14 protein-coding genes are annotated in these 13095 nt (G+C 72.3%); 7 read left to right on the top strand and 7 right to left on the bottom strand.

Annotated elements, in window-relative coordinates:
• The first annotated feature begins 79 nt into the window (after nt 1-79).
• On the top strand, nt 80-886 hold the full coding sequence (locus tag ACIGO6_RS06805; protein ID WP_399872308.1) for a thioesterase family protein: 807 nt from the start codon (nt 80-82) through the stop codon (nt 884-886).
• Here the strand turns inward: ACIGO6_RS06805 and ACIGO6_RS06800 are convergent.
• Nucleotides 858-1874: an NADPH:quinone reductase gene (locus tag ACIGO6_RS06800; RefSeq protein ID WP_399872305.1), complete on the bottom strand. Its 1017-nt coding sequence runs from the start codon at nt 1872-1874 to the stop codon at nt 858-860. The genes ACIGO6_RS06805 and ACIGO6_RS06800 overlap by 29 nt on opposite strands.
• Before the next feature lie 154 nt (nt 1875-2028).
• Here ACIGO6_RS06800 and ACIGO6_RS06795 point away from each other — a divergent pair, with 154 nt between their 5' ends.
• Nucleotides 2029-2454, top strand: a complete 426-nt coding sequence (locus ACIGO6_RS06795; RefSeq protein WP_399872303.1) for a hypothetical protein — start codon at nt 2029-2031, stop codon at nt 2452-2454.
• A gap of 6 nt (nt 2455-2460) precedes the next feature.
• Here the strand turns inward: ACIGO6_RS06795 and ACIGO6_RS06790 are convergent, their stop codons facing one another.
• Nucleotides 2461-2655, bottom strand: a complete 195-nt coding sequence (locus ACIGO6_RS06790) for a hypothetical protein (protein ID WP_399872300.1) — start codon at nt 2653-2655, stop codon at nt 2461-2463.
• A gap of 592 nt (nt 2656-3247) precedes the next feature.
• On the opposite strand from ACIGO6_RS06790, the gene ACIGO6_RS06785 reads away from it, so the two are divergent.
• Nucleotides 3248-3715 carry a PPOX class F420-dependent oxidoreductase gene (locus ACIGO6_RS06785; protein WP_399872298.1) on the top strand — a complete coding sequence of 156 codons (468 nt, stop codon included), beginning with the start codon at nt 3248-3250 and terminating at the stop codon, nt 3713-3715.
• Between the two features lie 55 nt (nt 3716-3770).
• Here ACIGO6_RS06785 and ACIGO6_RS06780 read toward each other — a convergent pair whose 3' ends face one another.
• Entirely contained in the window at nt 3771-4166 is a 396-nt protein-coding gene (locus ACIGO6_RS06780; protein ID WP_399873590.1) for a RidA family protein, read from the bottom strand.
• A gap of 136 nt (nt 4167-4302) precedes the next feature.
• Between ACIGO6_RS06780 and ACIGO6_RS06775 the strand changes: the two genes are divergently transcribed.
• Nucleotides 4303-5361, top strand: coding sequence for a helix-turn-helix transcriptional regulator (locus tag ACIGO6_RS06775; protein ID WP_399872296.1), 1059 nt, complete (start codon nt 4303-4305; stop codon nt 5359-5361).
• Nucleotides 5362-5547: 186 nt separating this feature from the next.
• Here the strand turns inward: ACIGO6_RS06775 and ACIGO6_RS06770 are convergent, their stop codons facing one another.
• The gene (locus ACIGO6_RS06770) at nt 5548-6444 is read right to left on the bottom strand and encodes a LysR family transcriptional regulator (RefSeq protein ID WP_399872294.1); all 897 of its coding nucleotides are present in this window, start codon (nt 6442-6444) and stop codon (nt 5548-5550) included.
• A gap of 84 nt (nt 6445-6528) precedes the next feature.
• Between ACIGO6_RS06770 and ACIGO6_RS06765 the strand changes: the two genes are divergently transcribed.
• The 3 genes from ACIGO6_RS06765 to ACIGO6_RS06755 are packed head-to-tail and all read left to right on the top strand — an operon-like array spanning nt 6529 to nt 9070.
• On the top strand, nt 6529-7734 hold the full coding sequence (locus tag ACIGO6_RS06765) for a thiolase family protein (RefSeq protein WP_399872291.1): 1206 nt from the start codon (nt 6529-6531) through the stop codon (nt 7732-7734).
• Nucleotides 7731-8399 (top strand): 3-oxoacid CoA-transferase subunit A, encoded by a 669-nt coding sequence (locus tag ACIGO6_RS06760; protein ID WP_399872288.1) that lies wholly within the window; start codon nt 7731-7733, stop codon nt 8397-8399. The genes ACIGO6_RS06765 and ACIGO6_RS06760 overlap by 4 nt, the downstream gene beginning before the upstream one ends.
• Nucleotides 8396-9070, top strand: coding sequence for a 3-oxoacid CoA-transferase subunit B (locus ACIGO6_RS06755; protein ID WP_399872286.1), 675 nt, complete (start codon nt 8396-8398; stop codon nt 9068-9070). The genes ACIGO6_RS06760 and ACIGO6_RS06755 overlap by 4 nt, the downstream gene beginning before the upstream one ends.
• Before the next feature lie 114 nt (nt 9071-9184).
• Here ACIGO6_RS06755 and ACIGO6_RS06750 read toward each other — a convergent pair whose 3' ends face one another.
• From ACIGO6_RS06750 to ACIGO6_RS06740, 3 genes are all read right to left on the bottom strand, one after another.
• The gene (locus tag ACIGO6_RS06750) at nt 9185-12013 is read right to left on the bottom strand and encodes an NACHT domain-containing protein (RefSeq protein ID WP_399872283.1); all 2829 of its coding nucleotides are present in this window, start codon (nt 12011-12013) and stop codon (nt 9185-9187) included.
• Nucleotides 12014-12133: 120 nt separating this feature from the next.
• Nucleotides 12134-12508, bottom strand: a complete 375-nt coding sequence (locus ACIGO6_RS06745) for a VOC family protein (RefSeq protein ID WP_399872281.1) — start codon at nt 12506-12508, stop codon at nt 12134-12136.
• Nucleotides 12509-12632: 124 nt separating this feature from the next.
• Nucleotides 12633-13073, bottom strand: a complete 441-nt coding sequence (locus ACIGO6_RS06740) for a pyridoxamine 5'-phosphate oxidase family protein (RefSeq protein ID WP_399872279.1) — start codon at nt 13071-13073, stop codon at nt 12633-12635.
• Nucleotides 13074-13095 lie beyond the last annotated feature (22 nt).

Genomic DNA, 13095 nt, shown 5'->3' with positions numbered 1-13095 from the left:
TCCCACCTCACTATCCTGGCCGCGGCCCCGGTACCGCCCCGGCCGCCGCGTCACCGCCGTCGTTCCAGGAGCACCCCCGTTGAACACCAGCACAGCGACCCCCGACAGCTACTACGAGCGCATCGACGAGCACCGCTACAAGCCCACCCTGCACGCCGGCGGGGCGTGGAGCGAGGACGAGCAGCACTTCAGTCCGCTCGGGGGCCTGATCGTCCACGCCCTCGACCAGCACCTGGCCGGACGTACCGGCGTCGGCATGTCCCTGAGCCGGATCAGCTTCGACATCCTGGGCCGGCCGGCTCTGGACGAGTGCGAGATACGGGTGGAGACGGTCCGGCCCGGCCGCACCATCGAGCTGGTCGAGGCGACCGTGCTGATCGCCGACCGGGCGGTCGTGCGCGCCAGGGCCTGGCTGCTCGCCGACGGGGACACCGGCGCCGTCGCCGGTGGCGAGGCGGACCGGCTCACCGCGCCGGAGACGCTCGCGCCGTGGCCCATGGCCGCCGAGTGGCCCGGCGGATACATCGCCTCCCTGGACGTACGCCCCCTCGCCCCGCCCCGGCCGGGACGCACCACCGCCTGGGTCTCCACCGGCCTCGACCTGGTCGCCGGGGAGGCCGCGAGCCCGCTGGCGTCCTACGTCGCCCTCGTCGACACGGCGAACGGCATAGCGGTGCGTCAGTCGCCGGCGGAGTGGATGTTCCCGAACGTCGACCTGACCCTGCACCTGCACCGCGCGCCGCGCGGAGGCTGGACCGGCCTGGACACGACCGTCGTCTTCGGCCCCACCGGCCAGGGCATCACCAGCACCGTGCTGCACGACGTCGACGGACCCGTCGGGCACGCGCAGCAGCTGCTCACCGTCCGTCCGCAGCCGCGACCGTGAGGACGAGGCGCCCCCGCACCTCACCGGCCTCCAGCCTGCGGTGAGCCTCCCCCGTCATCGACAGCGGCAGCCGATCGGCGACGCGCGGGCGCCACGGCGAGTCCCTCAGGAGGCGTACGACACCCTCCGCGGCGGCGGCGAGGTCGGCGGTGGTGGCGTTGCTGATGGCGAAGCCCACGATGCTCGCGTCCCTGGTGTACAGCCGTCCCACGGGCAGTTCGGCGGCGCCCTTGCCGAGGCCGACCATCGCGACCAGACGGCCGCCGTGCGCCAGCAGGTCCACGGCGTCGGCGAGCGCCCCGCGCCCGGAGGTGTCCAGGTGCACGTCGTAGCCGTCGGGTGCGGCCCGGCGCGCCTGCTCGACGAGATCGGGCGAGTGGTGGTCCAGGACCTCGGCGGCACCCAGGTACCGGACCGCCGCCGCGTCCTCGGCCCGCGCCGTGGCGACCACCCGTGCCCCGGCCCGCGCGGCCAGGGCGACCGCGGCGCCGCCCACGTTTCCGGCGCCGCCACCGATGTACACGGTCTCCCCCGGCCTCAGCCGCCCGTGCCGGAACAGCGCCAGCCAGGCCGACGCCGCCGGATGGGCGGCCGCCACGAGATGCTCCCCGGCGATGTCGGGCGGCGCCGCGTAGAGCCGTTCGGCGGCGACCGTCGCGTACTGCGCGCAGGATCCCTGACGGCCCGCGTGGCCCAGGCTGTTGCACCAGACCCGCTGCCCGGGAGCGAAGCCCGCCGCGCCCGTTCCGGCCAGGGCGACCTCGCCCACCAGGTCACGGCCGACGACGAAGGGGAACGGCAGCGGTGTGGCGTACGCCCCGGACCGGACGAAGGTGTCCACGGGGTTGACGGCCACGGCCTCGACCCGGACGAGCACGTCCGTGGGCCCCACGGGAGGCACCGGCAGGTCCCCGTGACGGATGACGCCGGCCGGGCCGACGGAGTCGATGTACGCCGCCCGCATCACGTCGGGAACTGTGCCGTTCATGACCTCATGCTAGGAACCGCCCGGTGCCGGCGCAGCCTCGCTCGCCGTCCGGTGCGGCTTCCGAACGGCGCAATCCCCCGTCTCCCACGCTGCGGGGCCCCGGGGCGCGCCCTAGGCTCGGACGCGTCTGCATGAACCGCCGCGAGGAGCTCCCATGCGTCTGCCCATCAAACCCAGGGACGTGGCACCACGACTGGCCACCGGGGCCTTCTTCCTCAACTCCGGCCTGGTGAAGCGCGGAGCCGACGAACAGGCGGCCGCCCAGGTGCACGGCATGGCGAAGAACGCCTATCCGTTCCTCGGCAAGCTGCAGCCCACCACCTTCGTCCGGCTGCTCTCGGCCGGTGAGATGGCGCTCGGCGCCGCGCTCCTGCTGCCGGTGGTGCCGACGGCGGTGGCGGGACTCGGCCTGACCGCGTTCTCGGCCGGGCTGGTGGGCCTGTACCTGCGCACCCCCGGCATGCGCGAGGAGGGCAGTCTGCGCCCGACGCAGGAGGGCACGGCGCTGGCGAAGGACACCTGGCTGCTCGGCATCGGGGTCGGATTCCTCGTCGACGAGGCCGCGTGCAAGGCGAAATGACCCTCCTCAGTGGGCGCCCACGGCCCACGGCCGGGTCGGGAGCGTGGGCAGTCCGCCCCGGCTGAGGGCGAACCTGGGCAGCGAGACGCCGAAGGTCACCGCCATGGCGTCCAGGGCACGGCGTTCGCCCGAGCGCGAGCGGTCGGCGCAGGGCCCGGCGGGGTCCGGGGACAGGTGGTCGGGGGTCGGCTCGCCGGGCACCGTGCCCGTGCGGTGGCGCTCGGCACCGTGAACCGTGAAGGCGTACCGCGGCTCACCGTCCTCCGCGCAGGCGAAACGGAACAGGTCCGGCTTCCACCAGACCGTGAGCGCGCGGGTGCCCTGCGGCAGTCCGGTACCGGCGTCGGTCTGCCGGGCGGGGCCGAACCACCGCAGCGGGGCGCGTCGAAGGCGAAGCTCCAGCCGTCCCGGGCGCCGATCCGGGCCAAGGGTCCGCGCCGCTCCCGCTGCCCCGACAGCTGCAGTTCCCCCACCTCGGACTCGCCGGCCACCGGTTCCAGCGGCCCCGTGCCGAACCGCTCCGCCGGCTCTGCGGGGTGCAGGCCCTCCAGCAGCAGCTGTCGGCCGCGCTCCGGTGTGACGACCGGTCCGAGCAGCGGGTCCCGAGCAGGCCGAACGGGGCCACATGGTCCTCGGTAGGGCTCCCACTGCGGGACCGCCGCCGCCCACACCCGCCAGGCGCCGTCCGTGTCACCCCCCGGGCCAGAACTCTCGCCTCCTCGACGGCGAACCGGAACCGACTGCCTGTGAGACCCTGCGAAAGCCGTCACCACCACGAAAGGCTGATACCTCGATGAGTCGTACGATCGCCACCAACACGCGCGTTGACCTGGACGGCCTGCTGGAGTTCGTGCGTCCCCGTCACCGGGCCCTGCTGATCACCCGACGCTCCGACGGCTCCCCGCAGGCGTCGCCGCTGACCTGCGGGGTGGACGACGCCGGGCGCCTGGTGATGTCCACGTACCCCGAGCGGGCGAAGACCCGCAACGCGCGCCGCGACGCCGCGGTGAGTGTCGTCGTGCTGTCGGACGAGTGGAACGGGCCCTGGGTGCAGATCGACGGGGACGCCGAAGTGATCGACGCCCCGGACTCCGTCGAACCGCTGGTGGAGTACTTCCGGAACATCTCCGGCGAGCACCCCGACTGGGACGAGTACCGGGCCGCCATGGTGAAGCAGGGCAAGTCCATCGTCCGGGTCACCCCCCGCCGCTGGGGCCCGGTGGCCACGGGCGGCTTCCCCGCCCGCCTCGCGGAGGGATGACCCGGCCGTGTGATCACTACGCGGAGAGACCCGTCGCGGCGGGCGGCGAGGCCCCTCAGGCGACGGCGGTCCCCTCTAGCTCGACCATCTGGCCGGGGATCGCCAGCCGGGTCACCCCGAGCATCGTGGAGGTCGGCGCCACGCCGGCGGTGCCCAACCGCGCCGCCAGCACGCCGTAGTGCCGGAGCAGCAGATCGACGTCGGTCGTGTAGACGTCGAGCCGGACGAGATTCGCGAGGGACATGCCGGCCTCGCCGAGCACGGCCTCCAGGTTGTCGGTGCTCAGCGCCAACTGCGCCGCCATGTCACCGTCGTGCAGGGGCTTGCCGTCGCCGCTCGTCGCGGTCTGCCCCGAGACGTACAGGGTCCGGGTGTGCCCGGAGACGACCTCGCCCTGGTTGAACCCCATGTCCACCGACCAGGTCACCGGGTTGACCGCCGTTCGTTCCACTGCCACTTCAGCTCCATTCGCATGTACGGGTGTACGTCCGTCGACCGGCTCGGTAGCCGCCGGCTTCGACGTCGCGTCACCGAGCCTCCCAACGAATCACGACACCCTCGGTCATGTATGTCGTTAGAGTTCGCGCATGCGTGCCGACCGGCTGGTGTCACTGGTGCTGCTGCTGCGCCGGCACGGTCGGCTGACGGCGACCACGCTCGCCCGCGAGCTGGAGGTCTCCACCCGCACGGTGCTGCGCGACATCGAGGCACTGTCCGCGGCCGGCGTCCCGGTCTACGCCGAACGCGGTCGGCACGGCGGTTTCGTACTGTCGCCCGGTTTCCGCACCGAGCTCACGGGACTCAACCACGACGAGGCCCTCGCCGTTCTGACCGCCGGATCGGGGCGCGGCGAGCAGGTGTTCGGCCTCGGCTCGGCGCTGGCCTCGGCCATGCGGAAGGTGGTCGACGCGCTGCCCGAGAGCCACCGGGCCTCCGCGAGCGACGCGGCCGAGCGATTCCTCGTCGACCCGGAGACCGACCTGCTCGCACGCCGGCTGGTCACCGAGGAGACACCCGACACCGCCGCGATGGTCGAGGTCCGGCGCGCGGTGCTCGCCGGGCACAAGCTGCGCATCCACTACGCGGCCACCGGTCAGGCACCCCGGTGGCGCATGGTGGACCCGATCGGCCTGGTCACCGTACGCGACCGGGGCTACTTGCTCGCCACGCGATCGGGCGCGGACCGCACCTACCGGCTGTCGCGGGTGCTGGCGGCCGAGGAACTCCCCGAAACGGCGCAGCGACCCGACCGGGTCGATCTGGACCGGATCTGGCGGGAACGCTCCGCGCAGTTCCTGTCCGGCGGCGACCACATCACCGTGCTGGTACGGGTGGATCCGGCGCGACGGGAGGAACTCCTGGACACCGCGCTGGCCGTCCGTGCGGAGGAACCCGACGCGGACGGCCGGCTGCGGCTGGAGGTGACGTTCCAGGATTCCCGGCACGCCGAATGGGCGCTGTGGCAGCTCGGTACGGATGCCGAGGCCCTGGCCCCGCAGTCGTTGCGCGCCGCCCTGCACGAGCGCGCAGCGGCGATGGCCACCCGGTACGGAGACTCCCGCCGGGTCGCCCGGCAGCCCCCTGTCCCCCGCGAGCCGGGGCTGCCACACTCGGACGATGCGCGGCATCCGCGGCCCTCGGTATGAGGAGGGACGGAGACAACGACGGCCGCAGCGCGGCTGCCTGACGCTGTTCGTGTCGGCGCTCCTGGTGCCGGTCCCCCTGCGCCTGTACTTCGACCGCGCGAGACGCCGGCACCGGCTGACCGGCGCGGCCCGCGGGTATCAGCAGCGGCAGGCCCATCGGCAGGAGCACCGACGTCCGGCCCCGTGTCAGGTGGGTGTGCGAGCGTGGACGCACTCCTCGATGACCGCGGCGACCTGCTGCTCGGCGGGTGAGTTGCGGTGGGTCCGGCGGCCGAGGACGAGGTCGATGGTCTCCGTCCCGGCGAGCGGTACGTACGTCACGCCGTCGAGTCGCAGGCTCTGCACCGACTCGGGCACGAGGGCCACGCCGTGACCGGCGGCCACGAGGACGACGAGGGTGGCGGTCTCGCCGACCTCGACCAGGGACGGGGGCTGGAAGCCGGCCCGTTCGCAGGCGGACAGGACCCGGTCGTGCATGGCGGACCGTGGCCCCGCGGGGTGGATGACGAAGGGCTCGCCCGCCAGCGAGTCCAGCGGGATCCGCCGGCGGCCGGCCAGCGGGTGGTGGGCCGGCACCACGGCCACCAGGGGCTCGGTGCGCAGCGGCGTGGTGCTCACCCCCTCGGTGGGGGTGCCGGAGCGGAGGACCGCCAGGTCGTAGGCGCCACTGAGCAGGCCGTCCACCAGCTGCGGGGAGAGCAGCTCGCCGCGCAACTCCAGGGTGATGTGGGGCAGCCGGGCCCGCACGGTGCGGGCGACGCGGGGAAGCACGTCGTAGGTGGCGGTGCCGATGAAGCCGACGGAGACGTGACCCGCCCGGCCGGTGGCGAGCTCGGTCATGTGGACGCGCGCGCGTTCGGCCTCGGCGAGCAGCGTACGGGCGTAGCCGGTCAGCTGCCGCCCGGCCTCGGTGAGCTCGACGTGCCGGGTGGAGCGGTGGAACAGGGTGATCCCCAGCTCGCGCTCAAGGTGCTTGATCTGCTGGGACAGGGCGGGCTGGGCGACGTGCAGGCGGGCCGCGGCGCGCCCGAAATGACACTCTTCCGCGAGCGCGAGGAAGTAGCGGACCTGGCGGAGCTCCATGGGCCCCATTCTATAAAGCCGCCTTATCAATCGGAAGAGACTAGGTCTTGGACGTGATGAGCAGCCGCCCCTACCGTGAGGAACATGACCGACAGCTACGTGTACGCAGCGGCACGAACACCCTTCGGACGGTTCTCCGGCGCCCTCGCCGGCGTCCGGCCGGACGACCTCGCGGCGCTCGCCGTGAAGGGGGTTCTGGCCAAGGTGCCGGGGCTCGACCCGGGTGAGATCGGCGACGTCGTCTGGGGGAACGCCAACGGCGCCGGCGAGGACAACCGCAACGTCGGCCGGATGGCCGTCCTCCTGGCCGGCCTGCCCACCTCGGTGCCCGCGACGACCGTCAACCGGCTGTGCGGGTCCTCCCTGGACGCGGCGATCATCGCCTCCCGCGCCGTCGAGGCGGGCGACGCGGATGTCGTCCTGACCGGTGGCGTGGAGTCGATGAGCAGGGCTCCGTGGGTGCTGCCGAAGCCCGAGCGGGCCTTCCCCGCCGGGGACATGACCGCCGTCTCCACCACGCTGGGGTGGCGGCTCGTCAACGCACGGATGCCGAAGGAGTGGACGGTCTCCCTGGGCGAGGCCAACGAGCAGCTCGCCGACCGGTTCTCCGTCCCGCGGGAGCGGCAGGACGAGTTCGCCGTCCGTTCCCACCTGCTCGCCGACGCCGCCTGGACGGACGGCTTCTACGACGACCTGGTGGTGCCGGTCGAGACGGACGCCAAGGGCAACACCCTCGCCCGGGACGAGGGCATCAGGCCCGGGTCGACGGTGGACAAGCTCGCCGGGCTCAAGCCGTCGTTCCGCCCCGACGGTGTGATCACCGCGGGCAACGCCTCGCCGCTGAGCGACGGCGCCTCGGCCGTGCTGCTGGGCTCGGGGGCCGCCGCGGCGCGCATCGGCACGGATCCGCTGGCCCGTGTCGCGGGACGCGGGGTGTTCGCGCTGGACCCGCAGGACTTCGGGTTCGCGCCCGTGGAGGCGGCGAACCGGGCCCTGAAGAGCGCGGGCATCACCTGGTCCGACGTCTGTGCCGTCGAGCTCAACGAGGCGTTCGCCGTGCAGTCGCTGGCCTGTGTCGACGCCTGGAAGATCGACCCGGCCATCGTCAACACCAAGGGCGGCGCCATCGCGCTCGGCCACCCGCTGGGCGCCTCCGGCGGCCGGCTGCTGGGCACGCTGGCCCACCGGCTGCGCGAGTCCGGCGAGCGGTGGGGCGTCGCCGCGATCTGCATCGGAGTCGGCCAGGCACTCGCCGTGGTCCTGGAGAACGTGACGGGAGAGAAGCGATGACCGTGCTGCTGTGCGCCGACGCCGACGAGGCGGTTGCCGGGATCGAGGACGGGTCGACCGTTCTCGTGGGCGGCTTCGGCATGGCCGGCATGCCGGTCGATCTGATCGACGCGCTCATCCGCCAGGGCGCCGGCGACCTGACCGTCGTGTCCAACAACGCCGGCAACGGCGACACGGGACTGGCCGCGCTGCTGGCGAAGGGGCGGGTCCGCAAGGTCGTCTGCTCCTTCCCCCGGCAGGCCGACTCCTATGTCTTCGACGAGCTGTACCGGGCGGGGAGGATCGAGCTGGAAGTCGTACCGCAGGGCAACCTCGCCGAGCGGATGCGGGCGGCCGGAGCCGGTATCGGAGCCTTCTACTGCCCCACCGGTGTCGGGACCCTGCTGGCCGAGGGCAAGGAGACCCGGGTCATCGACGGCCGTACCCACGTGCTGGAGTACCCGATCAAGGGCGATGTCGCGCTGATCGGCGCCCACCGGGCCGACCGCATGGGCAACCTCGTCTACCGCAAGACCGCCCGCAACTTCGGACCGGTCATGGCCACCGCCGCGACCACCGTGATCGCGCAGGTCCGCGAGATCGTCGACACCGGCGTACTCGATCCCGAGACCGTGATCACGCCGAGCATCTATGTCGACCGCGTGGTCCAGGAGGCAAGCGCATGAACACCGACGGCCAGGCCGTGAAGACCGGGCGCGGCCCGCTGGGCAAGCACGACATCGCCGCCCTCATAGCCCGGGACATCCCCCAGGGCTCCTACGTCAACCTCGGCATCGGGCAGCCGACGCTCGTCGCCGACCATCTGCCCGCCGACTCCGGTGTGGTGCTGCACACCGAGAACGGCATGCTCCACATGGGCCCCGCCGCCCAGGGCGACGAGATCGACCCCGATCTCACCAACGCCGGCAAGATCCCCGTGACCGAGCTGCCCGGAGCGGCGTACTTCCACCACGCCGACTCCTTCGCCATGATGCGCGGCGGCCACCTGGACATCTGCGTCCTGGGCGCCTTCCAGGTCTCCGCGGCGGGTGATCTCGCCAACTGGCACACCGGCGCACCGGACGCCATCCCCGCCGTCGGCGGAGCGATGGACCTGGCGATCGGCGCCAAGAAGGTCTTCGTCATGATGACGCTGTTCACCAAGACCGGCACGCCCAAGCTGGTGCCCGAGTGCGGCTACCCACTCACCGGCCTCGGCTGCGTCGACCGCGTCTACACCGACCTCGCCGTCTTCGACATCACCCCGCAGGGCGTCGAGGTGCGCGAAACCTTCGGTATCGGCGTCGACGAGCTGGCGGGCCGCCTGGACCTGCCGCTGCAGCCGGCCGGGGTCTGACCCGCGCGGAGCCCCGGAGCCACAACGACACGGCCGTCTCGGCCCGGCGTTGCCGGGACCGGAGCCGACATTCCCGCGACGGTCGGGCTCGACGGCGGGCACGGGGACGGTGACCTACTCGTCGATGTCGATCGTCGCGTGGGGGAAGAGGGATCGGAGGCGAGCGGAGTCCAAGCGGTGGCCGGGCCACGGGCCGGTGAACAGGTAGAGGGCCTCGACCGAGGGGAACGCCTGCGGGAGCGGCTCGAGCACCGCTTCGGATTCCGTGTCGTGAAGGTGCAGACTTCGCACACGCGGCAGGCACAGACCCGACTGGGCGGCGTGGAACGCGTGCCGCGCCGACAGTCGCAGGTGACGCAGCTCGGGCAATTCCCTCAGACTCGCCAGTGGGACACCCCGCGGACACTCGGAGATCGAGACGACCTCCAGGAGGGGGAACCGGCCCAGCACCGACATGTCGTCGACGGTGCCGCGCAGATCGAGGCGGGTGAGTCGGCCGGGGTCCAGACAGGCGAGGAGACTCGCTGCGGTGAAGTCGCCGACCAGCCTGATCCAGGGGCGGCCGCCCAGTTCCCGCAGGGCACGGAGTTCCGCCACGGAGTGGGCGATGAGGTAGAGGTCGTCGTACGGAATGTGGCTGATGACCTCTACCCCGTAGGTCTCAATGGCGAACCGGTGCCAGAAGAGGGCAAGTTGGCCCCGCACTCGCTCCGACGGGTGTCTTGCGAAGCGGGCCAGGTAGGGGATGGCGGCGTCGGTTCCGATGAGAGCCGCCGTTCTGACGCACAGCTGGGCGTACTCGTCGCCCTCCGCGCCGGGCCACGCACCGGACAGGTCGTCCGGTCCCGGCAGCAGGTCCAGGGCGAGCGGCCCCACCGAGGAGAGCTCGCTCACCGCCTCGGGTGTACGTGGCGGCACGAGGGCGGACAAGTCGCGTTCGAGTTCGGCCCGTACGACCGGGTCGAGTTCCGTGGCCTGTTCGAGGCAGGACGCGGCCAGCACCACGGCGCGGGCCGACCCACCACCCAGCAGCTCGCGCAGGATGTCCGCCCGTTCCCGGGGGCGTCCCTGGGCCACGGCCATGCGGATGACGTCCTCCCACTGGTCGTCGGCGGCGTGCTTGCGGACCATCCCGAACGTGCCCTCGTCCAGGAGGGCACGTGCCCCCAGGAAGTCCTGGAAGGTGCGGTGGCAGAAGTCGATCGTCTCCGGGGCCGGAGCGCGCAGCAGGCCGCTGCGATTCAGCAGGTGGGCGAGGACGGTCTCGGGTGCACCCAGGGCCGCCATCTCGGGCAGGGCAGGCAGTGCCCTGCCGATCTCGGTGCACGCGCGGTCGCGGCTCATCTCCGTGCGGCCGTCCTTGATCAGCCAGTACGCGAGCCGCTGGAGGAGTTGGAGCTGCGGCTCCTCCCTCAACTCGGGACCCGTCACGCCACGCTCACGGTCGCGGCGGGTGAGGAGCATGGTGAGCGCGGCCTGGTACAACTCCTTGCGGCCGATCGGCAGGAAGCCGTGCCGGTCTCGGTGCAGGGCACAGATCAGGCCGCACATCAGCGGGTTGGTGGCCAGTCGCCGAAGGTCGGGTTTGCCCCGGATGGCGTGCAGGAGCTGGGCCTCGTACGAGGCGAGCGCCTCGTCCTCCTCGGACACGCCCGTGCGGGCGGCCGTGTGCCAGCGTTCGACGAAGGACTGGACGTCGGCGGAACGCATCGGTGACAGGCGCAGTTCGGCGAAGTCCTCGTCCGCGAGCCATTCCTCGGCCACCGCGGACGGGCGGGACGTGACGAGCCAGCGGTTGCCCGGGTAGGCCTCGACCAGGTCGCCGAGCCAGGTGCGTGTGTGTTCCCGCTCGCTCTCGGGGACCTCGTCGAGACCGTCGATCAGGAGGAGACCCCGCCCGGCCGTGAGGACGCGCGACTGCCAGCCGGAGGGCTCCTCCCCGGCGAGGGGTGCGCCCACGGCCGCAAGGAAGTCCTTGGGCGCGGGAAGGTGGCCACCGTGCCGGGTCAGGCTGCGCAGGGGGAGGACGAAGGGGATCAGGCCCGCCAGATACGCTGTGCCGTCGTCGGGGTCCTGGCGTGCGGCGGAGACGGCCAGCCACTGGATCAGCGTGGTTTTGCCGGATCCCGCCTCACCTCGCAGGAGGATACGGTCGTGGTCGACGAGGGCCTCGTCGGCGGGCCGGCGCCCGTGCCGGAACCGGTCGCGTCGGCGCAGGAAGTTCTCGTACGCGTCGACGGGTGACGTGGCCTCCAGGCGCAGGTACGCCACGTCCAGCGGCCACTTGCCCGGCGAGTTGACCAGGTCGATGCCGTAGATCTGCAACCGGCCGTGCTTCTTCGTGACGTGGCTGAGGAAGCGTCGCTCGAAGGCGGCGTCACGTGTGTCCGGCCGCGGATTCCGGGTAATCAACTCATCCATTTTGGCGATGAGTTCGGCATGGTCACGGCTCTGCTCCACCAGGCTGCGGGCCACGAAGGTCGAGCGCTTGGTGAAGAAGTCGATGACGTGAAGGCAGGCCCACTGGGTCAGGGAATCCAGGAACAGGGAGGCATCGGCGGACAGGTTGCGGGCGGGGGCCCGGCGGTGAAGCTCGCGGGCCAGTTCCCGGTGGCCGAGCCGTACCGCCTGCACGTCGTCCATGTCGAGCTCACCCAGCGCGAGCAGCGTGGCCGCCAGCGCGTCCACGACCGCCGTCTCCTCGTCCGGCGGGAAGGGCACCTCTCCCGGCGACTCCAGCGCCTCCCGGACCAGGCGAGCGGCGAGCACGCCCACGTCCTGGTCGTTCAGGGTCCGTTTCTCCCCCCGAAAGGAGACCAGCGCCGACAGCCGCACGGGCCTGTCGACGAGTCCGGCTCCTGGACCGTCCCTCACGAGCAGCTTCTTCACCAGCGGAGCGACCACGCTCGACGCCAGGCGTGTGCCGATGACCGCGGGTTCCATCCAACGCCCCCCAGACCCATGAACCGCCTTCGCCAGCGTAGTCGCCACGGTGATCCGGCGGGCCTTGATCATCGAAACCGGCGACGGGGCGGTTCGCAGACGTCCCGGGGCCCCTCCTGCTCAGTGGAGGCAGAGACAGAAGGGGTGGCCGGCCGGATCCGCGTACACCCGCCAGTTGGCCTCCGGGTGGAGCTGGTCCGTCCGCTCCAGCACGGTCGCTCCGAGGGCGAGTGCCCGCTTCTCCTCGCCGTCGAGGTCGTCCACGTCGAAATCCAGGTGGAGCTGCTGCGGGCGCTCCTGGCCGGGCCATTCGGGCGCCAGGTAGCCGTCCACTCGCTGGCAGGCCAGCGGCGTTCCCTCGAACCCGTGCACCTCGACCCAGTCGGCGTCGTCCGGATCCATGACCACCCGCCCGCCGAGCAGTTCCGCGTAGAACTCCGCGAGCCGTACCGGATCGGCGCAGTCCAACGCGACCGCCTGCAGCTTTCGAATCACTTGCGACACTCCTCGCTCGTCGGCCGCTTCCGCGACGCCCCGTACGGGAGGGGTCGTACCCGCCACCGCGGCGGGCATGCGCGACGGCACGCCGAGCCGTCGCGGAGCGCCTCGGGCCGACCCCTCAGTCCTGGGCGGGGAAGTCCAGGGCGGTTCCGTACAGGCGGGAGACCCGGATCCGGATCACCACACGCCGGTCGGGCAGCGGCTGCTCCTCCGGGGGCGCCCCGTCGGCCGGATCGACTATCTCCGCCTCGCCCTCCGCCACGGCGAACGACCAGACGTCCGGGCCGCTGACGTGCAGCGAGGTGTGCGGGTCGCGGCGCAGTTGGCGGACCTTGAGGCGGTCGGCGGTGGAGGAGACGCGCAGTACACGCTCCTCGGCGTCCCAGTCGTAGAGGACGGTCGTCAGGTGCGGGTGGCCGGTGCTCCTGACGCTCGCGAGTACGCCGAACTGCTGCTGCCGCAGCAGCTGGGAGGCCTCCTGGTCGGTGAGCGCCCGAGGGGCCGGGCCGTCGTTCGCGGTGGTGCCCGTGGTGGTCCCGGCGGTGGTGTTCTCGTGCATGGGATCGGCCTTTCGGTGGGTG

This window comes from Streptomyces sp. NPDC053750 (assembly GCF_044544295.1).
Lineage (GTDB): Bacteria > Actinomycetota > Actinomycetes > Streptomycetales > Streptomycetaceae > Streptomyces.
Note: the sequence above shows the minus strand (reverse complement) of the source record. Positions and strands in the feature narration are given on the sequence as shown.